Genomic DNA, 21246 nt, shown 5'->3' on the forward strand with positions numbered 1-21246 from the left:
TGCGGAAAATCCGCGCCGGCGCAGGGCTGCGTACCTCGGAAACCCACCCGACATGAGGGCAACGCCGCGAGAGCGCCGGCGCTGCGAAGGCAGCGCCCGGCCGGATGCGGGGGCGTCAGGTCACCAGGTCGAGCGCGCGGTAGAGCTGGGTCATCGCGGTGATGCCGATGTCCTTCAGCGGGCGCCGGGGCAGGGCGGGGGCCGGGTCGTTGGGAACCGGCAGGTCGGCCGGGCTGCCGCCGGCGGCGATGGTCTCGCCGATCAGCCGGCCATAGGCTGTCGCCATGGCCACGCCGCGGCCGCAATAGCCGTGGGCGGTCCACAGCCCCTCCGCCGGCCGGTCCACATGGGGCAGGAAGTCCCTGGTCATGCACACCCGCCCGGACCAGCGGAACCCGATCCCCACCCCTTCGAGCTGCGGGTAGACCGAGAGCATGGCGCGCTGCACATGGGCGAAATCGCGCTCCCGCAGCGGCCCGCCCAGCGTGCCGCGCGTGCCGAACAGCACCCGGCCCTCCGGCGTCTTGTGCCAGTAGTAGAGCACGCGGCGGCTGTCGGACACCGCCTCCTCGCCGGGCAGGATGCTGCGCGCCACCTCCGGGCTCAGCACGTCGGTTGCCACGATGTTGGTGTGGATGGTCACCCCCGAGCGCGCCACCGAGGGGGTGAGCGTGCCGGTGTAGGCGTTGGTCGCCACGATCACGCAGCGCGCGCGCACCACGCCGCGCGGGGTGTCGAGGCGCCAGCCCGCGCCCTCTTCGCGATAGGCGGTGACCGGCGTGCCGCCGTGCACCGCCGCCCCGAGCGAGAGCGCCCCGCGCGCCAGCCCGCGGGCATAGCCCAGCGGGTTCAGCGAGGCGCCGGCATGGTCGATCATGCCGCCGATGTAGTGCTGCGAGCCGAGCCGGCGGGCGAGGCCGGCGCGGTCGAGCATCTCCAGCCCGCCGATGCCGTCCGCGCTCCAGGTGCGCTGGCGCTCTTCCGTCCGGCGCAGGCCGGCGGCGTTGTGCGCGGGCAGGATCCAGCCGGTGCGCATCAGGTCGCAGGCGATGCCGAACTCCGACACATGGTCGTAGACCGCGTCGGTCACGGTGTCGCCGAAGGCGGCCATCGCGCCGCCGCGCGCCTTGCCGAAGGTCTTCACCAGGGCCGAGCGCGAGCTCTTGAACCCGCGGATCACCGCGCCGGAATTGCGCCCGGAGCCGCCCCAGCCGGGATAGCCCGCGTCCAGCACCCGGACATCGCGCCCGGCGCGCGCCAGCGCGATGGCGGCGGTGAGCCCGGTGTAGCCCGCGCCGATCACCGCCACATCGCAGACCGCGTCGCCGGCAAGCGGGGTGGAGAGGTCCGCTTCCCGCGCCGTGGCGGACCAGAGGGTGGGAAAGCGGGTGATGCAATCGTCGGCGGCGGTCATGTCGCGGGTCCCGTGGTGGTCTCCGGGGCGGCGAGCCTGTGCAGCCGGAGGGTGGTGGAATAGTGGTAGTCCAGCTCCGCGCGCGCGGTGGCCGCGTCGCGGCGGCGCAGGGCCTCGAAGATCCGGCAATGGTCGGCATAGGCGCCCGGCGGGCCGGAATCGACGTCGATCTCGTTCGAGCGGATCAGCCGCACGCGGTTCAGGATCACCTCCAGTTCGCGCAGCAGCGCCGGGTTCCGCCCGATCCGCGCCAGGCCGAGGTGGAACACCGAATCGAGCTCGGAGAACTCGCCCCGGCTCGCGGTGCGCAGCGCGCCCGCCTGCTGGTCGAGCACGGCGGCGATGCGGGCGAGGTCCTCCTCCCCGGCCTGGGCGCAGGCGAGGTCCACCGCCAGGTGCTCCAGCGCCGCGCGGATGCGGTAGGTCACCAGGATCTCGGGGAAACTGTAGGCGCGGATGGCGTATTTCCGGCCCAGCCGCTCCACCAGCCCCTCCAGCTCCAGCCGCTTCAGCGCCTCGCGCGCCGGCAGGCGGCTGGCGCCGAACCAGCCGGCCACCTCGTCCTCGCGCAGGGGCGTGCCCATGCGGAAGTCATGCCCCAGGATCCGCGCCTTGAGACCTTCGTAGACGGCGTCGCCGCGGGTCTGCCCTTCGGGTGTCACGCTGGCGGCGGGGGACGGGCTGTTGCGTTCCATGATCCTGCTTTCGGCCGGGTTTCCCTTTTCGGTATACTTAATCGCATGTTGCCTCAATGAGGAAGTGCCACGCCGCGCAATTTCCCCGATATGGCCGCGATTCGGATCGCGCCGTGCACACAAGCGCCCATATTTGCGTCAGTGCTGCGCAAATCCATGCCACGGTCAGTACTGCTGTGGCCTTTTTGGGGGTGCAGGCGAAATAATCGTTGCGTCACGCACGGGCTTGATGTGCTTTCAGTATACGGAAATGGATCGCGGCCCCGCGCCGCAGCCTTCACGGAGATCGAAGATGAGCACCGCGCGTCAGATGAGCCTGGGCCTGTCCATGCGCTATCATGGCTACCACGTGGCGGCCTGGCGGCATCCGGACTACGTGCCGGGCTGCAATGTCGACTTTTCCGCCTACCGCGACGTCGCCCGGCACGCGGAGGCCGAGAAGCTCGACATGATCTTCTTCGCCGACGGCGTGGCCGTGCGCGGAACCGACACGCCGGAGGGCGCGCTGTCGCATGACATGAAGAACGCGGAGCTGGAGCCGCTCACGCTGCTCTCGGCCATTGCCGCGTGCACCTCCGACATCGGCCTCGTGGCCACCGCCTCGACCACCTACAACGAGCCCTATCACGTGGCGCGCAAATACGCCTCGCTGGACCATATCTCCGGCGGACGGGCGGGGTGGAACGTGGTCACCTCCTGGTCGGACCAGGAGGCGCTGAACTTCAACCGCACCGAGAACCTGGCCCGGGAGGAGCGCTACGCCCGCGCCGCGGAATTCGTCGACGTGGTCAAGGGCCTCTGGCGCAGCTGGGAGGCGGACGCCTTCACCCATGACAAGGCCGGCGGCCAGTTCTACGACCCCGCGAAGCTGCACGTGCTCAACCACAAGGGGCCGTTCTTCCAGGTGCGCGGGCCGCTGAATTCCTGCCGGACGCCGCAGGGCGAACCGGTGATCGTGCAGGCCGGGGCGTCCAACCAGGGCCGCGACATCGCCGCGCGCCACGCGCATGTGGTCTACTCCGTCTCGCAGACCGTGGAGCACGCGCGGGAGTTCTACGCCGACCTGAAGGCGCGCGCCGCCGGCATGGGCCGCACCGGCGCCGCGCCGCTGATCATGCCGGGCATCACCCTCTACGTCGGGGCCACGCAGGAGGAGGCGCAGGCGAAGTTCGACACCCTGCAGGCGCTGATCGACCCGCTGGCCGGGCTGGCGCTGCTCTACACCTTCTGCGGCGACCTCTCGGGCCATGACGTGGACGGGCCCGTGCCCTTCGACGCGCTGCCGCAGGGCGGGATCATCTCCATCGGCGCAGGGCTGCTGGCGGAGGCGAAGGCGGGGAACCTCACCATCCGCCAGCTTTACGAGCGCGTGGCCGCCGGCTTCACCGGGCGCTTCCTGATCGGCACGCCGGAGAGCATCGTGGACGACATGCAGATGTGGTTCGAGACCGGCGCCGCCGACGGGTTCAACATCTGCCCGCCGATGCTGGCGCAGGGCATGCAGGACATGAGCGACTACATCCTGCCCGAGCTGCGCCGCCGCGGCCTGTTCCGCACCGATTACCCGGGCACAACCCTGCGCGAGACGCTGGGCCTGGCCTGACTGCCCGGCCGGCGCCGGCGGCTGTCCGGCGCACCGGCCCCATGACAAAGCAACAGGGAATCTCGACATGGAACGGACTTTCGATCTAGACCGCCGGACCCTTTTCAAGGGCATCGGTGCCGTGGCCTCGCTGGGCGCGTTCGGCCTCTCCACCCGCGCGGCGCTGGCGCAGACCACGACGCTGCGCGCCGCCATCACCGGCTACAACGTGATCAACACGCTGGACCCGGCCAAGGCCTCGCTCATCCCGGAATTCTACGTGATCTGGTCGGTGTTCAACGGGCTGCTGGCCTTCGACGAGACCATGAAGATCGTGCCGGACCTGGCCGAGAGCTACCACGCGCTGGAGGATGGCGGGCTGGAGTTCCGGCTGCGCGAGGGGGTCACGTTCCACGACGGCTCCGCGCTCACCTCCGAGGATGTGAAATTCTCCATCGAGCGGCTGCTGGACCCCGACACCGCCTCGCCCAATGCCGGAAAGGTGGGGCAGGTGGACCGGGTGGAGGTGGTCGACCCACTCACGCTGCGCATCTACACGAAGGAGCCCTTCGCGCCGCTGCTCACCTTCCTCACCAATGCGCGCACGGGCACGCAGATCGTCTCGAAAAGTGCCTTCGAGGCGATGGGCGCCGAAGCTTTCGGCCGCGCCCCGGTGGGCACCGGCCCCTACAAGATCGCCTCCTGGGACAGTGGCACCGGCCTGAAGCTCACCGCGCATGACGGGTATTTCGGCGGCCCGGGCAGCTTCACCGATGTGGAGGTTCCGCTGATCACCGAGGAGGCCAGCGGCGTGACCGCGCTGAAGGGCGGCCAGATCGACATGACCTCCACCGCGCCGGCCGCGGACGTGGAGCAGCTGATGAAGGACCCCACCATCCAGGTGGCGCGCCAGCCGGGGCTGAACACGCGGTTCATCTCGCTCAACCTCACGAAGCCGCCGTTCGACGACGTGCATTTCCGCCGCGCCGTCTCCATGGCCTTCCAGCGCGAGGCCATGGTCAAGGCGGTGATCTTCGGCGAGGGCGTGCCGGGCAACGGCGTGATCCCGCCGCTGCTGGGCGATTACCACAATCCGGCGCCGCGCGACGTGACCAGCTTCAACCCGGAGGCGGCGAAGGCCGAGCTCGCGCAGTCGAAATACGCCGCCGACGCGCATCCCGTCACCGTGGTGACCTGGGGCGGCGGCTGGTGGAAGCGCATGGCGGAGATCTTCGCCGCCCAGGTGAACCAGGTGCTGGGCACGTCGTTCACCGTGGAGGTGACGGATTCCAACGCCGCCTATTCGCGCCAGAAATCGGGGGATTTCACCGCCTCGGTCTGGGGCTGGCTGGGCATGGTGGACCCGGACGAGTACATGGGCGACATCTTCCACACCGACGGCTGGCGGAACTTCGGCCGCTATTCCAACCCGGAAGCCGACGCGCTGATCGAGGCCGGCCGGGCCGAGATGGACCCCGCCCGCCGCGCGGAGATCTACCGCGAGGTCGAGACCATGGTGCTGGCGGACGCCCCGGTGGTGCCCTGCTTCTTCTCCAACATCCACAACCTGCTGCGCGCCGATCTTCAGGGGTTCCGACAGAAGCCCTATTCGAATTTCGGCGACCAGTTCCACGACATGCACATGGGCTGATCCCGGCGCATGACCGACGGCTCCCTCCAGACCACGGCCCCCCGGCGCGCGCAGCGCCGGTGGGGCCCCTTTCTCGGCTATCTCGCGAAGCGCTTCGCGGGGGCGCTCGGGGTGATGCTGGCCGGCACGGCGGCGGTGTACTTCACCATGGCTGCCGCGCCGGGCGACCCCGCGCTGGCGGCGCTGGGGGAGCAGGCCACGCCGCAGGCCATCGCCGCCTTCCGGGCCGCGAACGGGCTCGACCTTCCGCTGGTCCAGCAGTACCTCTCCTGGCTTGCCGGCATGGTGCAGGGCGACTTCGGCCTGTCGCTCGCCGTGGCGCGCGGGCAGGAGGTGAGCGGGCTGCTGGCCGCGAAACTGCCCGTCACGGTGTTCATCGGGCTCTACGCGCTCACCATCGCCGTGGCGATCTCGCTGGTGCTGGGCACGCTGGCCGCCGTGCGGCGCGGCCGGTCGGCCGACACGATCGCCACCTCCCTCGCGGTGTTCGGCATCTCGATGCCGGATTTCTGGATGAGCTACATCCTGATCTTCGTGCTGGCGCTCGGGCTGGGGCTGTTTCCGGCCTACGGCTATGTCTCGCCCGCCGACGGGCTGCTCGGCGCGCTGCACGCGGGTTTCCTGCCGGCGCTCGCCATCGCCGCGCCGATGGCCGCGGTTTTCGCGCGCACGCTGCGCGCGGTGCTGATCGAGGCGATGCACCGGCCCCATGTGACCGCCGCGCGCAGCTACGGGCTGTCGCGCGGGTTCATCTTCCTCAATTTCGTGCTGCGCAACGCCCTGGTGCCCTATCTCACCGTGGTGGGGCTGCAGATCCGCTACATTCTCGGAGGCGTGGTGGTGGTCGAGCGCATCTTCGGCATTCCCGGCGTCGGGTCCTTCATGGTCGACGGCGCCTTCGCGCGCGACTACACGGTGCTGCAGGCCTGCACGGTGGTGTTCCTCGCCATCGTGCTGGTGGTGAACATGGCCACGGACCTGCTCTGCGCCTGGCTCGACCCCAGGCGGTCGATGTGAGGGGGGCGGCACGATGACATCCCTCCGCCGCTTCCTGCGCAACAAGACCGGCGCCGCCGGGCTGCTGATCACCCTCCTGGTTCTGCTGGCGGTGGCCGCGGGCCCCGCGCTCATCCCCTACGGCCCGGAGGAGATGGACTTCATGGCCACCCTCGCCCCGCCCAGCCGGGCGCATCCCTTCGGCACCGACAGTTTCGGCCGCGACGTGCTGGTCCGCGTGCTGGAGGGCGCGCGGGTGTCGCTGCTGATCTCGGTGCTCTCCATCTCCATCGCCGCCTCGGCGGGATGCCTGATCGGGGTGAGCTCGGGCTATCACGGCGGCTGGGTGGACGCGGTGCTCATGCGGGTGTCCGACCTGCTGTTCGCCTTCCCCAGCTTCATCCTGGCGATGCTGCTGATGGTGTTGTTCGGCTTCTCCACCCTCAACATCGTGCTGGCCATCGCGCTGGTCTACCTGCCGATCTTCGCCCGGATCTCGCGCAATTCCACCCTGCTGATCCGCGATGACCCCTTCGTGCAGGCCGCACGCCTGATGGGGCGCCGGCCGCTGGCCATCATGGCGCGCGAGATCCTGCCCAACATCTCCGCGCCCATCATGGTGCAGGCCAGCGTGGGGCTGGCCTTCGCCATCATCCTGGAAGCCGGGCTCTCCTTCATCGGGCTCGGCGTGCAGCCGCCCACCCCCTCGCTCGGCGGCATCATGGCCGACGGGCGGGAGTATTTCTCCCGCGCGCCCTGGGTGCTGACGATGAGCGGCGTGGCGATTTCCGTCGCGCTGCTGGGCATCAACCTGCTGGGCGACGGGCTGCGGGACTTCACCGACCCCCGCCTGCGCGACAGGAGCTGAGCCATGACCGCCCCCCTCGTGGACATCCGCGGCCTCACCCTCACCTTCGGCGGCGACAGCGCAACCCCGGTGCTGCACGGCGTGGACCTGCAGGTGGCGCGCGGCGAGATCCTCGGCGTGATCGGGGAATCGGGCTCGGGCAAGACGATGACCGGCATGGCGCTGCTGCGCCTGCTGCCCGGCACCGCGACAGTGGCCGCCGAGGCGATGACCTTCGACGGCATCGCGCTGCCCGGGCTGGATGAGCTGCAGTTCGGCGCCCTGCGCGGGGTCCGGCTCGCCATGGTGTTCCAGGACCCGGTGGGGGCCTTCAACCCCTCGAAGCGCGTCGGCTGGCACTTCCACCACATCCTGCGCCGGCGGGGAGAGACGCGGCGCGCGGCCAACCGCGCCCGCGCCGTGTCCCTGCTTGGCGAGGTGGGCATCCGGCGCCCGGAGGAGACCTTCGACCTCTACCCGCACCAGCTCTCCGGCGGCATGTTGCAGCGCGCCCTGATCGCGCTGGTGCTGGCGCTGGAGCCGGATCTCGTGGTGGCCGACGAGCCCACCTCCAACCTCGACAAGCTGGTCGAGCACCAGATCCTCACGCTGTTTCGCGAGATGCAGCAGCGGCTTCGCGCCGGCATGATCTTCGTCACCCATGACATGGCGGTGGCCGCCGCGCTGTGTGACCGGATCGCGGTGATGCGGCAGGGCGTCGTGGTGGAGACCGGCACGGCGGGGCAGATCTTCGCCGCGCCGCAGCACGCCTACACCCGGTTGCTGATCGACACCGCCCGCAGGCTCTCGGAGGGCCCGGCGAAGCGCGCACAGCCGGAGCCGGAGGCCGGCTCCGTGCCGCTGATGCGTGTCAGCGGGCTCGACGTCACCTTCCCCTCCGCGGGCGGGCGCGGGGCCTTCCGGGCGCTCGACGGCATCACCCTCGACATCCGCCGCGGCGAGGTGCTGGGCCTGGTCGGGGAAAGCGGTTCGGGCAAGACCACGCTGGGCCGCACCCTGCTGCGGCTTCTGGAACCCTCCGCCGGCAGCCTGCTCTACAAGGGGCGGGACATCGCCCACACCCCCGAGGCGCGCCTGCGCGGCATCCGCCGCGAGCTGCAGATGGTGTTCCAGGACCCCGGCGGCTCCTTCAACCCGCGCAAGCCGATGCACGCCTCGCTCGCCGATGCGCTGAGGGCCACGGGCCTGCGCGACCGGGCGGCCATCGCCAGCCGCATCTCCGGGCTGATGCAGCGCGTCGGCCTCACCGACCGGCACGCCGCCCGCTATCCGCATGAGCTCTCCGGCGGCCAGCTCCAGCGCGTCGCCATCGCCCGGGCCCTGGCGCTGGAGCCGGAGCTGATCGTGGCGGACGAGCCGGTGTCCAAGCTCGACGTCTCGGTGCGCGCCGGGGTGCTCGACCTGTTCCGCGACATCCAGGCCGAAACCGGGCTGGCCATGGTGTTCATCACCCATGATCTGGAGGTCGCGCGCTACCTGTGTGACCGCATCGGCGTGCTCCGCCACGGCAGGCTGCTCGAACTTGGCCCCACCGGGCGCATCTTCGCGGACCCGCAGCACACCTACACGAAAACCCTGCTCGCCACGCTCGATTACACCATGAGCGGCAAGCACTTCGGCGCCGGCGGCTACGGGCCTGACGGCCGCGCCTGACCGGCACGCCCCGGCCGCCGACCCGCCGGCCGGGCGGGCTTTCCCGACATGAGCGGGAGCGCCGTCCGCCCACCGCACACGGCCCGTGGCAGGCCGTGTCCGAATCGCGAACGGGATTCATGGGCGGTTAAGCCGGTTCCTGTAGCCATCCTGTCTTGCGCAGGCCGCGTCTTTGCGGATGACGCTCCCGCGGCACGAACGGCGGAGGCCCTGCGCAGCATGTGACCGGTCCAAAGCAGGAGACCTTGATGATCAGCTTTCTGGGGAAAAGCATTGCCCGGCGGCTCTACGTCCTGATCGGCATCTTTGCCATAGGGTTCGCGGGGATCGTCGGATATCAGCTCCTGACACTTCGGGACAACCTCGACAGTTTCAAGCGCAGCGAGCTGGTCAGCGTGGTCGGCGCCGCGCGCAGCATCGTGGAGGATCATTACAACCGCTCCCAGGCCGGGGAATTCCCGGAGGAGGAGGCCAGGAGCAGGGCGCTCTCCGTGCTGCGCGGCCTGCGTTACCAGGACGGCGGCTATGTCTTCGTGGACAGTTTCGACATGGTGCTGCTCATGCACCCCACGAAGCCGGACAAGGAAGGCAGCGACCGTTCGGTGGAGAAGGACGGCCGCGGCAAGTTGTTCATGAAGCAGCTGATTTCCGAGACCCGCGCCAACGGCTCGACCTTCGTGGACTACTATTTCAAGGATCCCGACGGCGGCTGGTTCGAGAAGCTCTCCTATGCCGAGGCCTTCCGCCCCTGGGGCTGGACCATCGCCTCGGGCGTGCTGCTCACCAGTGTCACTGCCATCTTCATCAATGCCGCCCTGGTCAGCGGCCTCGTCACCCTGGGAATCATCGTGGTGATGCTGATGCTCGGCGTCATCGTCGCCCGGTCGATCACCCGGCCGATGTCGCGGCTGAATGCCGACATGCTGGCCATCGCGGGTGGAGATTTCGACGTCACCCTGCAGGGGCAGCAGCGAAAGGACGAGATCGGCGGCATGACCCGCGCCGTGGAGGTGTTCCGCGAGAACGGCCTGAAGGTGGCCCGGCTCACCGAGGCCGAGGCCGCCCGGGCCGTGGCGGACCGGGAGGCACGGGCCAGCATGATGGCCGAGTTGCAGCGCGCCTTCGGCGACGTGGTCGGCAGTGCCGCTTCGGGCGACTTCCACCGCCGGGTGACCGCGACCTTCCCGGATGCCGAGCTGAACGGCCTGGCCAGCGGCGTGAACAGCCTGGTGGAAACCGTGGAGCGCGGTCTCACGGAAACCGGCAACGTGCTCTCCGCCCTCGCGAACACCGACCTCACCCACCGTGTGGAGGGCAAGTACGAGGGCGATTTCGCCAAGCTGCGCGACGACACCAACAAGGTGGCGGACCGGATGACCGACATCGTGGTGCAGTTGCGCCGCACCTCCGGCGCACTGCGCTCGGCCACCGGGGAGATCCTGCTCGGCTCCCACGACCTCTCCGATCGCAGCTCGCGCCAGGCCGCGACCATCGAGGAAACCTCCGCCGCCATGCAGGAACTGGCCTCCACCGTGGTCGCCAACGCCAAGAAGGCCGAGGAGGCAAGCGTGAACGCGGGCAGTGTCTCGCGCGCGGCGGAGGAGGGCGGCCGGGTGATGGCCGAGGCGACCACCGCGATGCAGCGGATCCGCAGTTCCTCGGACAAGATCTCCAGCATCATCGGCATGATCGACGACATCGCCTTCCAGACCAACCTGCTCGCGCTCAACGCCTCCGTCGAGGCGGCGCGGGCCGGCGAGGCGGGCAAGGGCTTCGCGGTCGTGGCCGTTGAGGTGCGCCGCCTCGCCCAGAGCGCCGCCGAGGCCTCGGCCGAGGTGAAGGCGCTGGTCGAGCAGAGCGCTGCGGAAGTCGGCGACGGCTCCCGTCTCGTCGCCGATGCGGCGGAGCGGCTGGAAGCCATGCTCTCCTCGGCCCGCGAGAACCGGACCCTGCTCGACAGCATCGCCGAGGCGAGCCGCGAGCAGGCCTCCTCCATCCGCGAGGTCGACAGTGCCGTGCGCCAGATGGACGAGATGACCCAGCACAATGCGTCGCTCGTCGAGGAAACCAATGCCGCCATCCAGAAAACCGAAGTCCAGGCCCGCGAGCTGGATGTACTGGTGGATGTCTTCCGGGTGAATGACAGTTCCGTCGCACCGGTCAGGACGAAACCGGTGGCCGCCGCGAAACCCGCGAAGCCCGCCGCGCCGGCAGCCCCTGCAAAGCCCGCGGCCGCGGCCCCGGCCGCGAAGGTCCCCAATCACGCCCCGGCGCGCAGGGTCGGGAACCTCGCGGTGAAGCCGCAGGAGGAAAGCTGGGAGGGGTTCTGACCCGTGGCGCCGGTGCAGCTGTCAGGCGATCAGCCGGTCGATGATGCATTGGCGCACGGCGTCGAGATGACGGCAGACGGCGGCCTCGGCCGCCGCCTTGTCTCCGCCGCGCAGCGCGTCCACGATGGCGAGATGTTCGCGGCAGGTGTCCTCGAACCGTTCGGGAACATTCTTGAGATCGAAGATCTGGGTCTGCAGGCGCAGGTTCATCACGATGGCGCGGAGTTGCCGGTTGCCCGCCACCTCGGACATCGTGCCATGCAAGGCCTCGTCGACCGCGCGTATCTCTGCGCGGGTGGCCGGGGTGCCCTGGCGATGGGCGTCGAGCATGGTGCGCAGCCGGGCTTCGATCCCGTCCAGCCGCTCGGGGGGCACGCGCCCGGCGGAGAGCCGGGCCGCCTCGCCTTCGAGCAGCCGGCGGATCGCCAGCGTCTCCATGTAGCGGGTGATGTCCATGGTCATGACGCGCAACAGCCGGGGGCCTTCGCGCACCACGATCCCGTCGCCCTCCAGCATCAGCAGCGCATCGCGCAACGGGGTGCGCGACATGCCCAGCTCCGCCGCGAGCCGTCGCTCCTGGATCACGGTTCCCGCGGGCAGGGAGCCCTCCAGAACCCGTTCCATGATCCGGTCGTAGGCCTGTTCCGAGAGCCGTCTGTCGAGCTGAACCTGCATGTCGCCTCCTTCCGCGCCGGCCGACGCCTGCTCGCGTGGCGCCCGGTTCGTCCTGACTACACCAGTTCGCCCCGCAATGGCGACCGCGCAACGCCGCCGGTCAGCCGGCCACCGGCCCCAGCAGCAGCATCGCCACCGGCACGGCCACCAGCGCCACCGCGGTCTGGAAGGAAATGATCGCCGCCATGAGCGGCGCGTTGCCGCCCAGTTGCCGCGCCATCACGTAGGAGGACGAGGCCGTGGGCAGGGCCTGGAACATCACCGCCACCAGCGCCGCCTGGCCGTGCAAGCCCCAGAGCCGGCAGAACACCACCGTCGCCAGCGGCAACAGTGCGAATTTTGCCGCGGAGGCGAGCAGGGCCGGGCGCAGCCCGCCGCCAAGCACCCGCAGGTCCATTGCCGCGCCCACACAGAGCAGGCCGAGCGGCAGCGCCGCACTCCCCAGCGCCTTCAGGGCGCCGTCGATACCGGGCGGAAGGCCGAGCCCGGTGAGGCGCAGGCCCAGCCCGGCGGCGCAACCGAGGATGAGCGGGTTGCACATGATGCCCCGCGCCAGCCCGCGCAGGCCGGGCCGCACCGGCCCGCTGCGCGCGAAGACACCGGCGCACAGGATGTTCACGGTCGGCACGATTGCCGCATTCGCAACGGCGGCCATCGCGATTCCCGGCACGCCGAACAACCCGGCGGCGATGGTCACGCCCACATAGTTGTTGAACCGCACGCTGCCCTGGAAGACCGAGGTGAAGCTCGGCCCGTCCAGCCCGAGGAACCGTTCCGCGCAGAGCACGATGGCGGCCGCGACCAGCGTGGCGCAGATCAGCGTGAGCGCCATGGCCAGCACCGGAACGCCGGAGAGATCTGCCGTGGCGAGCCCATGGGTGAACAGCGCGGGCAGCAGCACGAAATAGCTCAGCCGCTCGGCCGGCGCCCAGAACGGGCCCGGCAGGAAACCGCTGCGCCGCAGCCACAGGCCAAGCCCGATCAGCAGCACGATGGGAGCCAGCGCGAGCAGGATCATGCCGGTCATGATGCGGGCTCGCGGCGGCGGGCGGACGAGCGGCGGGGCATGGGGTGGGATCCTCCGTCACGAAACTGTGACCTCGGTGATAGGCCGAAAGTTCGTGAAAGAAAAATGCGGAATTATCACCCGAGAGGTGAGGAATTCTCGTCAGTGGCGCAGGGTCTCCACCAGGGCGGCGGAGAACCGCGCCCGGCCGCTGTCCTCGCGCTCCAGCAGCCCCATGCGGCGGGTGAGCTGCGGCGTGCCGAAGGGCATCCGGGTCAGCGGCGGGCTCCGCTCGAAATCGGCCTCGTCCATCGGCACGATGGCCACGCCCAGCCCGTTCGCGGCCATGTGCAGCAGGGCCTCCTGGCTGTCGATTTCCATGAGATCGGTGACGGCGATGCCTTGCCGGCGCAGTTCCGCGTCGATCAGCCGGCCCGCCCAGGCGCGCTTGTCGAAGCGCAGGAAGGGCTCGGTGGTGAGCAGGCTGCGCGGGTCGCGGCCCGCCAGTGCCGGTGCCGCGACCACCCAGAACCCGTGCCCGTAGGCCGGGGTGAAGCGCAGGCCCCGCGGCCAGGGCGGCACCGGTTCCGTGGTGATGGCGGCGTCCAGGTCGCCGTCGTCGATGCGCCGGGCCAGCTCGGCCGACATGCCCGAGGCCACCGAGATGCGCAGCCGCGGATGCTCGCGGCGCAGCCTGGCGAGCGCATCGGGCAGGGGGCCGGCGAGGGCGGTCTGCACCGCCCCGAGACGCAGTTGGCCGACCAGGTCGGGGCCGCGTGACAGCGCCTCGGCGATCCCGTCCCAGGCCGCGAGAATGTCCTCCGCGCGCGCCAGTGCCTCGCGTCCGGCCTCGGTGAGGCGCACGCTGCGCCGGCTGCGATCGAACAGCGCCACGCCGAATTCGGCCTCCAGCAGCTTCACGTGCAGGCTCACGGCCGAGGGGGTGAGGCCCAGCGTCTCGGCGGCCCGGGCGAAGGAGCCGTGGCGGGAGATGGCGACGAGGCTCCGGAGGGCGCGCAGGCTCATGGGGTCTCCCCTCCGCCGGGACTGGCGGCGCCCGAGCATGCCCGTGGCCGGGCCCCTCCCGCAAGCCCGGCGCCGGGCGGGGCGGAGTGTTGACAGAATCGAAATTTCAAAGTTACTGACCAGTAAGTAACAAAAATATCGGGAGGAAAGAAGATGACCCGCAAGCATGTGTTTGCCGCGGCAGGCGTGCTCGCCGCCCTGGCTGCGGCCGGCCCGGCGCTGGCCGAGTGGAAGCCGGACCGGCCGATCAACATCATCGTGCCCTGGTCTGCCGGCGGCTCTACCGACCAGGTGACGCGCGTGGTCGCGCCCATTCTGGAGGAGGCGCTCGGCACCCCGGTGGTGGTGGTGAACCAGCCCGGCGCCTCCGGGTCCATCGGCACCAAGGCCGCGCTGGACGCCCCGCGCGACGGCTACACCTGGACAGCCAACGCCATCGCCAACAATGCCACCTACGCGGTGACCGGCCTGCTCGAGAACACCTCGATCGACGATTACCGGATCTACCTTCACGTCGCGAACGTGCCGGTGGTGAGCGTGAACGCCGATGCCGCCGAGCAGGATTTCGCCGCGCTGCTGGAGAAGATCCGCGGTGGCGGCATCACGGTGGGCACGGCCGGGGTGAACTCCTCCGGCGGCATGGCGCTGGCGGCGCTGCACGAGGCGGCGGGCGACCCGTTCAACGCCCGCATGGTCACCTATGACGGCGGCAACCCGGCGGTGATCGCGGCGGCGAGCGGCGAGGTGGAGGCCACCACCCAGCTTGCGGTGGAGCAGGCCGAGATGATCCGCGGCGGCCGCATCCGCCCGCTCGCAGTGCTCTCGGACAAGGCGCTGGAGATCGAGGGGCTGGACCCGATTCCGCCGATCACCCAGTGGCTGCCGGACATGCATGTGGCGGCGGATTACTTCGGGGTGTTCATCCCCGCCGGCGCGCCGCAGGAGGTCTATGACGCCGTCGACAAGGTGTGGCAGGAGAAGGTGATGACCTCTCCCGAGCTGAAGAAATACGCCACGGAGCGCGGGGCGGTCTTCGCGCCGGCCTATGGCGCGGCGGCGCGGGACCAGGCGATGCCGGTCGTCGTGTCGGAGGCCTGTGGCCGCGTGACGCGCGGCGAGGCGGTGATCGACCCGAAGGAGATCGGCATCGACTGCCCCTCCGGCTGACCGGACGCCTCTTCCGACACCTGACAGACCGGGCGCCGCCTGCGTGCACACTGCGCGGAGCGGGCGGCGCCGACCCCCGGCAAAGCGGAGAAATCCATGTCCCCCAAAGCGCAACGCGCCGACCGCCTCACCGCCGCCGTGCTTCTCGCGCTCGGTCTGGCCTTCCTGGCCGGCGGCGCCATGATGGACCGTCTCGAGATCCGCCACATCCATCCCGCCAGCATTCCCGGCCTCGTGCCGATGTTCCTCGGGGCGATCCTGGCGCTCTGCGCGGTGCTGCTCCTGCTCGGCGCCCGCGGCCCGGCCAGCGAAACCGATGCGCAGAACGCGCTCGACGTCTCCACCCCCAACCTGTGGATCACCCTGGGGCTGACCCTCGTCTACGCCTTGGGGCTGGTCGGCCGCGTGCCCTTCACCCCGGCCACGGCGGTGTTCATCGCCTGTTTCGTGGCGGTGTTCACCTGGCCCGCCGAGCGCGACGGCCGGGAGCGGCTGATGACCCTGGGCCGCTCCGCGGTCTACGGCCTGGCGCTGGCGCTCGTGGTCAGCACCCTGTTTCGGGACGGCTTCCTGGTGAGGCTGCCCTGATGGACCGGCTGACCGACTTCCTGGGCGCCCTGGGCGGGCTGATGAGCTTCGCCACTCTGTTCCACGTCACCTGGTCGACCCTGCTCGGCATCTTCGTGGGCAGCCTGCCCGGGCTCACCGCCACCATGGGCGTGGCGCTGCTCACCACGCTCACCTACACGCTGGACCGCGACGCGGCCATCCTGGTGCTGATCTGCATGTATGTGGGCGCCATCTACGGCGGCTCGCGCAGCGCCATCCTGCTCAACATCCCGGGCACCCCGGCCAGCGCGGCCACGGCGCTGGACGGCTTCCCCCTCGCGCAGCGGGGCGAGGCGGGCTACGCGATGGCGCTGGCCACTGCCGGCTCGGCGCTCGGCACCATCGTGGGCATCGTGCTGCTGGTGCTGCTGGCCCCGCCGCTGGGCGAGGCGGCGCTCGGCTTCGGCTCCTTCGAGTTCTTCTGGCTCGCGGTGTTCGGCATCGTGATCTCCGGCCAGCTCACCGCCGGCGGCAGCCCGCTGAAGGGCTACATCGCCGGCATCCTGGGGCTGATGGTGGCGATGGTCGGCTCCGACGGCATCCACGCCCATGTCCGCTTCAGCTTCGGGGTCTCCGAGCTCAACGGCGGCATCGGGCTGATCCCGGCGATGGTCGGCGCCTTCGGCTTCGCCGAGGTGCTCACCGTGATGTGGCAGCGCCGGGCGCAGGTCGCCTCGGTGCAGACCGGCTCCGGCCGCAGCCTGCCGCGGCTCTCCGACCTCTGGCGCTACAAGGGCACCATCGGGCGCTCCGGGGTGATCGGCACGCTGGTGGGCATCATCCCGGGCGTGGGCGAGGACATCGGCGCCTGGGCCTCCTACGCGCTCGCCCGCCGGCTGAGCCCGGAGCGCGCGGAGTTCGGCAAGGGCTCGCGCGAGGGGCTGACGGCGGCGGAGACCGGCAACAGCGCCGTCGTCCCCGGCGCGCTCATCCCCGCGCTCACCCTCGCGGTGCCGGGCTCCGCGCCGGCGGCGGTGCTGATTGCGGCGCTGTTCATCCACGGCGTGCGGCCGGGGCCGATGATCATGCTGGAGCAGCCGCAGTTCATCTATTCCATCGCCGCGATGCTGCTGCTCGCGACCATCGCCATCGCGGTGTTCGGCCTGTCGCTCACCCGCTTCTTCGTGATGGTGATGCGGGTGCCGCGCGAATACCTGATGCCGGTGGTCTTCACCCTGTGCCTCATCGGGCCCTACGCGCTCACCCAGCGGGTGTTCGACATCTGGGTGATGGTGGCCTTCGGCATCCTCGGCTTCGTGCTGCGGCGGATGGATTACCCGATGCCGCCGCTGGTGCTGGGCATCATCCTGGGCGACCTGCTGGACAAGAACCTGCGCCGCGGGCTCACCCTGTCGGACGGGGACCTCTCGCCCTTCTTCACCCGGCCGATCTCCGCCGCCTTCGCGGTGCTGATCGCGCTCACCATCGCCGCGAGCATTCCGGGCGTGCGCCGCATGCTTGCCCGCCTGTTCCCGCGCCGGCGCCTTGCCGGCTCCAGCCCCAGAGGAGGCAGCCAGTGACCGAAGCGCCCCGACCTGCCGCCGCGAAGCCCGGCCCCGCCCCGGCGCGCACCCGCGACGCGGAACGCTCCCGCCGCGCCATCCTCGAGGCGGCGCTGGTGGAGTTTTCCGAGGCCGGGCATGCCGGGGCGCGCATCGACGCCATCGCCCTGCGCGCCGGGGTGTCCAAGCCGCTGATCTACTCCTATTTCGGCGACAAGGATGCCCTCTACGCCGCCGCCCTGCGCGAGGCCTATGTGCAGATCCGCGAGGGCGAGCGCGATCTCGACCTCGACCACAAGGACCCGGAGGACGCCATCCGCGCCCTCGTCGCCTTCACCCTGCAGCACTACACGCAGAAGCCCTGGTTCATCTCGATGCTCAACACCGAGAACCTGCGCGGCGGCACCACCATCCGCGCCATCGAGGACGTGGGGGAGATCCAGTCTCCGCTGGTGATCCAGCTCGGCGCCCTGCTGGAGCGCGGGGTGGAAGCGGGGGTGTTCCGCCCGGGGATAGACCCGGTGGACCTCTACATCATGATCGCCTCGCTGTGCTATTTCCCGGTCTCGAACGCGCACACGCTGCGGGTGGTGTTCCGCTGTCCGGTCGACGCGCCCTGGCTCGCGCGCCGCTGCGCCGACGCGCAGGAGATGGTGCTGCGCTTCCTGCGTCCGCCGGCGCCCGGGGCGCGGCATGCCTGAGCTGTCGATGTGCAACGAACTGCTCGCCGCCGAGGGGCGCGGGCTGGCGGAGCAATGCGCCGTCGCGCGGGCGCTCGGCTACATGGGGCTGGAGCTGGCGCCCGGCACGCTGGGCCCGGCGCCGGACCGGCTGAGCCCGGCCGAGACCGCGGCCATCGCCCGCACGGTGGCGGACCACGGGCTGGTGGTGACCGGGCTGCACTGGCTGCTGGCGCCGTTCCCCCGGCTCTCCATCACCGCCCCCGGCGTGGCGGAGGAGACGCGTGACACCCTGCTGCGGCTGGTCGACCTCTGCGCCGCCCTGGGCGGGCGGGTGATGGTGCATGGCTCGCCGGGCCAGCGCGTGCCGCCGGCCGGCGAGGCCCCGGCCGACACCTTCGCCCGGGTGGCCGATTTCTTTCGCCCCGTGGCAGCCCATGCCGCCGCGGCCGGCCTCACCTATTGCATCGAGCCGCTGTCCCGCGCCGAGACGCCGTTCATCAACCGCGTGGCCGAGGGCGCGGCGCTGGCCGGGGCGGTGGAAAGCCCGGCCTTCCGCACCATGATCGACATTTCCGCCGCCGGTGCCGCGGAGGCGGAGCCGGTTGCCGAGCTCATCCGCCGCTGGCTGCCCGGTGGCATGATCGGCCATGTCCAGGCCAATGACAGCAACCGCGGCGCGCCGGGCACCGGGGCGGACCCGTTCGGCGCCATCGTCCGCGCGCTGCGCGACTGCGGCTGGGCGGCCCCCATCGCGGTGGAGCCCTTCACCACGGTGATCGACGCGCCGGTCACCCTCGCCATCGGTGCGGCCACGCTGCGCAGCGCCTGGGAGGCCGCGGCATGAGCGCGCCTGTCTTCCGCATCCGCGCCGTGGAGCTGGCCGAGCGCCCGGTCACCCTGCGCCTGCCGTTCCGCTTCGGCGACACGCTGGTCGAGCGTACAGCCGAGGCCTATCTGCGCCTGCGCGTGGAGGGGCCGGGCGGCGTGCACACGGGCGTCGCCGCCCAGCTCATGGTGCCGCGCTGGTTCGACAAGCGCCCCGAGCGCGACAATGCCCGGACGGTCGATGACCTGCGCCGCAGCCTGCGCACCGTGGCGGGCCTCGCGCCAGGGCTGCGCGGCAGCGTGGCGCGGCTCGCGGCGGAGAGCCGGGCCGCCAGCCTTTCCGTGCTCTGCGCCGGGGCGGATGCGCTGCCGCGCCTCGCCGCGGGCTTCGGCCCGGCACTGCTGGAAATGGCGCTGATCGACGCGGCCTGCCGCAGCGGCGGGGCCGGCTTCGCCGCTACCGTGCGGGCCGATGCGCTGGGGCTGGGCCCGCTCGCCCCGCCCGACCTCACGCCCGACGGGCTCTCGCGACATCTCGCCGGGCTGCGCCCCGCGCCGGAGATCGCGCTGCGCCACACGGTCGGCTATGACGCGCCGCTCACCGCGCGGGAGGTGCGCCAGCGCCCGGATGACCTGCCGGTGTCGCTCGACGAGGTGGTCGCGGCCACCGGCGTGCGCTGGTTCAAGATCAAGCTGAAGGGCGACCCGGAAGCCGATATCGCCCGGCTGGAGGCCGTCGCCGCCGTGCTGGCCCCGCTGGGGCGCTACGGCGCGACCCTCGACGCGAACGAGCAATACCTGCCGGAGGCCTTCACCGAATTCTCCGCCCGCCTGGCCGCGGCGCGCACGCTGGCGGCGCTGCGCGAGGGCCTCGCCTTCATCGAGCAACCTTTCGCGCGCGAAACGGCGCTGGAGCATCCCGCGCCTCCCGGGCTTCCGGCCCTGATCGACGAGAGCGACGACGCGGACGACGCCTTCCCGCGCGCCGCCGCGCGCGGCTATGCCGGGGTGTCGGTGAAAAGCTGCAAGGGCGTGCTGCGCGCCCTGCTCAACTCGGCCCGGGTTGCCGCCGCGCCGGGGCGGGCCTTTCTCAGCGCCGAGGATCTCACCTGCCAGCCCGGCCTGTGCCTGCAGCAGGACACGGCGATGGCGGCGCTGGTGGGCGCCCGGCACGTCGAGCGCAACGGCCATCATTTCGCCGGCGGCTTCCAGGGCGCGCCGGAGGCCGAGCGGGCCGCGGCCCTGGCCGCGCATCCCGACCTCTACCGCCCCGGCCGCCGCGGCCCGGAACCCGCGATTTCCGGCGGCCGGCTCCGGCTCGGCTCGCTGGGCGCGCCGGGTTTCGCCTCCGCGCCGGGGCCCGACTTCACAGCAATGAAAAACACGATTTTCCAGGAGGAAACCGGATCATGAGGCAAACCCGCATTGGCATCATCATGCATGGCGTCACGGGCCGCATGGGCATGAACCAGCATCTCATCCGCTCGGTGCTGGCCATTCGCGAACAGGGCGGCGTGGCGCTGTCGGACGGCTCGCGGCTGATGCCGGACCCGATCATCGTGGGCCGCAGCGCCGCGCGCGTGGAAGCGCTGGCGCAGGCGCATGGCATCACCCGCTGGACGACGGACCTCGACGCCGCCCTCGCCAACCCCGACGACACGCTGTTCTTCGATGCCGCCTCCACCCGGTTGCGGCCGGAGCTGCTGCGCCGGGCCATCGACGCGGGCAAGCACGTCTACTGCGAGAAGCCGGTCTCCGAGAGCCTCGCGGAGGCGCTGGAGATCGCGGCCTACGCCAAGGCGAAGGGCGTGAAGAACGGCATCGTGCATGACAAGCTGGACCTGCCGGGGCTGAAGAAGCTCCGCCGCCTGCGCGACAGCGGCTTCTTCGGCCGCATCCTCTCGGTGCGCGGCGAATTCGGTTACTGGGTGTTCGAGGGCGACTGGATGGCGGCGCAGCGCCCGAGCTGGAACTACCGCAAGGCGGACGGCGGCGGCATCATCTCCGACATGCTGTGCCACTGGCGCTACGTGCTCGACAACACCATCGCCCCGGTGACGGCGGTGAGCTGCCGCGGCGCGGTCCACATCCCCGAGCGCTGGGACGAAGAGGGCCGCCCCTATGCCGCGGACGCGGACGATGCCGCCTATGCCACCTTCGAGCTGGAGGGCGGCATCATCGCCCAGCTCAACTCGAGCTGGTGCGTGCGCGTGCGCCGCGACGACCTGGTGACCTTCCAGGTCGACGGCACCCACGGCTCCGCCGTGGCCGGGCTGCACCGCTGCTTCAGCCAGCACCGGGTGAACACGCCCAAGCCGGTGTGGAACCCCGACCAGCCGCAGAAGATGAACTTCTTCGAGGACTGGGAGGAGGTGCCGGACAACACCGCCTTCGACAACGGCTTCAAGGTGCAGTGGGAGGATTTCCTGCGCCATGTCGCGGAGGACGGCCCCTGGCAGTATTCGCTGCTCGAAGGGGCGAAGGGTGTCCAGCTCGCCGAGCTGGGCCATCGCAGCTGGCAGGAGCGTCGCTGGGTCGACGTGCCCGCACTGGAGATCTGAGCC

18 protein-coding genes are annotated in these 21246 nt (G+C 70.9%); 13 read left to right on the forward strand and 5 right to left on the reverse strand.

Annotation, left to right across the window (positions count from 1 at the left end; translation table 11 throughout):
* Positions 1-115 precede the first annotated feature (115 nt).
* On the reverse strand, positions 116-1414 hold the full coding sequence (locus tag FDP22_RS22385) for an NAD(P)/FAD-dependent oxidoreductase (RefSeq protein WP_138576949.1): 1299 nt from the start codon (positions 1412-1414) through the stop codon (positions 116-118).
* Positions 1411-2109: a GntR family transcriptional regulator gene (locus tag FDP22_RS22390; protein WP_138576947.1), complete on the reverse strand. Its 699-nt coding sequence runs from the start codon at positions 2107-2109 to the stop codon at positions 1411-1413. Before FDP22_RS22390 ends, FDP22_RS22385 begins: the two co-directional genes overlap by 4 nt.
* Positions 2110-2401: 292 nt before the next feature.
* Here FDP22_RS22390 and FDP22_RS22395 point away from each other — a divergent pair, with 292 nt between their 5' ends.
* The 6 genes from FDP22_RS22395 to FDP22_RS22420 all read left to right on the forward strand — a co-directional run bounded on the left by FDP22_RS22395 (position 2402) and on the right by FDP22_RS22420 (position 11189).
* The gene (locus tag FDP22_RS22395; protein WP_138576945.1) at positions 2402-3712 is read left to right on the forward strand and encodes an LLM class flavin-dependent oxidoreductase; all 1311 of its coding nucleotides are present in this window, start codon (positions 2402-2404) and stop codon (positions 3710-3712) included.
* Positions 3713-3779: 67 nt separating this feature from the next.
* Entirely contained in the window at positions 3780-5342 is a 1563-nt protein-coding gene (locus FDP22_RS22400; RefSeq protein ID WP_138576943.1) for an ABC transporter substrate-binding protein, read from the forward strand.
* A gap of 9 nt (positions 5343-5351) precedes the next feature.
* Positions 5352-6359 carry an ABC transporter permease gene (locus FDP22_RS22405; protein WP_138576941.1) on the forward strand — a complete coding sequence of 336 codons (1008 nt, stop codon included), beginning with the start codon at positions 5352-5354 and terminating at the stop codon, positions 6357-6359.
* Between the two features lie 13 nt (positions 6360-6372).
* Positions 6373-7206, forward strand: a complete 834-nt coding sequence (locus FDP22_RS22410) for an ABC transporter permease (protein ID WP_138576939.1) — start codon at positions 6373-6375, stop codon at positions 7204-7206.
* A gap of 3 nt (positions 7207-7209) precedes the next feature.
* Complete coding sequence (locus FDP22_RS22415) at positions 7210-8859, forward strand: dipeptide ABC transporter ATP-binding protein (RefSeq protein ID WP_138576937.1); 1650 nt, start codon at positions 7210-7212, stop codon at positions 8857-8859.
* A 248-nt stretch (positions 8860-9107) separates the two neighbouring features.
* Entirely contained in the window at positions 9108-11189 is a 2082-nt protein-coding gene (locus FDP22_RS22420; RefSeq protein WP_138576935.1) for a methyl-accepting chemotaxis protein, read from the forward strand.
* 21 nt (positions 11190-11210) lie between these two features.
* Here FDP22_RS22420 and FDP22_RS22425 read toward each other — a convergent pair whose 3' ends face one another.
* From FDP22_RS22425 to FDP22_RS22435, 3 genes are all read right to left on the reverse strand, one after another.
* Entirely contained in the window at positions 11211-11864 is a 654-nt protein-coding gene (locus FDP22_RS22425; RefSeq protein WP_138576933.1) for a GntR family transcriptional regulator, read from the reverse strand.
* A gap of 100 nt (positions 11865-11964) precedes the next feature.
* Positions 11965-12891, reverse strand: a complete 927-nt coding sequence (locus tag FDP22_RS22430; protein WP_138576932.1) for an AEC family transporter — start codon at positions 12889-12891, stop codon at positions 11965-11967.
* A 141-nt stretch (positions 12892-13032) separates the two neighbouring features.
* Positions 13033-13896 (reverse strand): LysR family transcriptional regulator, encoded by an 864-nt coding sequence (locus FDP22_RS22435; protein WP_138576930.1) that lies wholly within the window; start codon positions 13894-13896, stop codon positions 13033-13035.
* 153 nt (positions 13897-14049) lie between these two features.
* Here FDP22_RS22435 and FDP22_RS22440 point away from each other — a divergent pair, with 153 nt between their 5' ends.
* From FDP22_RS22440 to FDP22_RS22470, 7 genes are all read left to right on the forward strand, one after another.
* Complete coding sequence (locus FDP22_RS22440) at positions 14050-15063, forward strand: tripartite tricarboxylate transporter substrate binding protein (RefSeq protein ID WP_138576928.1); 1014 nt, start codon at positions 14050-14052, stop codon at positions 15061-15063.
* 96 nt (positions 15064-15159) lie between these two features.
* Complete coding sequence (locus FDP22_RS22445; RefSeq protein WP_138576926.1) at positions 15160-15651, forward strand: tripartite tricarboxylate transporter TctB family protein; 492 nt, start codon at positions 15160-15162, stop codon at positions 15649-15651.
* On the forward strand, positions 15651-17192 hold the full coding sequence (locus tag FDP22_RS22450; protein ID WP_138576924.1) for a tripartite tricarboxylate transporter permease: 1542 nt from the start codon (positions 15651-15653) through the stop codon (positions 17190-17192). The genes FDP22_RS22445 and FDP22_RS22450 overlap by 1 nt, the downstream gene beginning before the upstream one ends.
* Positions 17189-17875, forward strand: a complete 687-nt coding sequence (locus FDP22_RS22455; RefSeq protein WP_138576922.1) for a TetR/AcrR family transcriptional regulator — start codon at positions 17189-17191, stop codon at positions 17873-17875. Before FDP22_RS22450 ends, FDP22_RS22455 begins: the two co-directional genes overlap by 4 nt.
* Positions 17868-18701 (forward strand): sugar phosphate isomerase/epimerase family protein, encoded by an 834-nt coding sequence (locus tag FDP22_RS22460; protein WP_138576920.1) that lies wholly within the window; start codon positions 17868-17870, stop codon positions 18699-18701. Before FDP22_RS22455 ends, FDP22_RS22460 begins: the two co-directional genes overlap by 8 nt.
* Positions 18698-20095, forward strand: a complete 1398-nt coding sequence (locus tag FDP22_RS22465; protein ID WP_138576918.1) for an enolase-like domain-containing protein — start codon at positions 18698-18700, stop codon at positions 20093-20095. Before FDP22_RS22460 ends, FDP22_RS22465 begins: the two co-directional genes overlap by 4 nt.
* The gene (locus FDP22_RS22470; RefSeq protein WP_138576916.1) at positions 20092-21243 is read left to right on the forward strand and encodes a Gfo/Idh/MocA family protein; all 1152 of its coding nucleotides are present in this window, start codon (positions 20092-20094) and stop codon (positions 21241-21243) included. The genes FDP22_RS22465 and FDP22_RS22470 overlap by 4 nt, the downstream gene beginning before the upstream one ends.
* Positions 21244-21246: the final 3 nt, after the last annotated feature.

This window comes from Paroceanicella profunda (assembly GCF_005887635.2).
Classification (GTDB): Bacteria; Pseudomonadota; Alphaproteobacteria; order Rhodobacterales; family Rhodobacteraceae; genus Paroceanicella; species Paroceanicella profunda.

Bases quoted from the DNA above. Each gene is read 5' to 3' on its own strand.
- FDP22_RS22385 (WP_138576949.1), bottom strand. From the start codon at position 1,414: ATGACCGCCGCCGACGATTGCATCACCCGCTTTCCCACCCTCTGGTCC.
- FDP22_RS22390 (WP_138576947.1), bottom strand. From the start codon at position 2,109: ATGGAACGCAACAGCCCGTCCCCCGCCGCCAGCGTGACACCCGAAGGG.
- FDP22_RS22395 (WP_138576945.1), top strand. From the start codon at position 2,402: ATGAGCACCGCGCGTCAGATGAGCCTGGGCCTGTCCATGCGCTATCAT.
- FDP22_RS22400 (WP_138576943.1), top strand. From the start codon at position 3,780: ATGGAACGGACTTTCGATCTAGACCGCCGGACCCTTTTCAAGGGCATC.
- FDP22_RS22405 (WP_138576941.1), top strand. From the start codon at position 5,352: ATGACCGACGGCTCCCTCCAGACCACGGCCCCCCGGCGCGCGCAGCGC.
- FDP22_RS22410 (WP_138576939.1), top strand. From the start codon at position 6,373: ATGACATCCCTCCGCCGCTTCCTGCGCAACAAGACCGGCGCCGCCGGG.
- FDP22_RS22415 (WP_138576937.1), top strand. From the start codon at position 7,210: ATGACCGCCCCCCTCGTGGACATCCGCGGCCTCACCCTCACCTTCGGC.
- FDP22_RS22420 (WP_138576935.1), top strand. From the start codon at position 9,108: ATGATCAGCTTTCTGGGGAAAAGCATTGCCCGGCGGCTCTACGTCCTG.
- FDP22_RS22425 (WP_138576933.1), bottom strand. From the start codon at position 11,864: ATGCAGGTTCAGCTCGACAGACGGCTCTCGGAACAGGCCTACGACCGG.
- FDP22_RS22430 (WP_138576932.1), bottom strand. From the start codon at position 12,891: ATGACCGGCATGATCCTGCTCGCGCTGGCTCCCATCGTGCTGCTGATC.
- FDP22_RS22435 (WP_138576930.1), bottom strand. From the start codon at position 13,896: ATGAGCCTGCGCGCCCTCCGGAGCCTCGTCGCCATCTCCCGCCACGGC.
- FDP22_RS22440 (WP_138576928.1), top strand. From the start codon at position 14,050: ATGACCCGCAAGCATGTGTTTGCCGCGGCAGGCGTGCTCGCCGCCCTG.
- FDP22_RS22445 (WP_138576926.1), top strand. From the start codon at position 15,160: ATGTCCCCCAAAGCGCAACGCGCCGACCGCCTCACCGCCGCCGTGCTT.
- FDP22_RS22450 (WP_138576924.1), top strand. From the start codon at position 15,651: ATGGACCGGCTGACCGACTTCCTGGGCGCCCTGGGCGGGCTGATGAGC.
- FDP22_RS22460 (WP_138576920.1), top strand. From the start codon at position 17,868: ATGCCTGAGCTGTCGATGTGCAACGAACTGCTCGCCGCCGAGGGGCGC.
- FDP22_RS22465 (WP_138576918.1), top strand. From the start codon at position 18,698: ATGAGCGCGCCTGTCTTCCGCATCCGCGCCGTGGAGCTGGCCGAGCGC.
- FDP22_RS22470 (WP_138576916.1), top strand. From the start codon at position 20,092: ATGAGGCAAACCCGCATTGGCATCATCATGCATGGCGTCACGGGCCGC.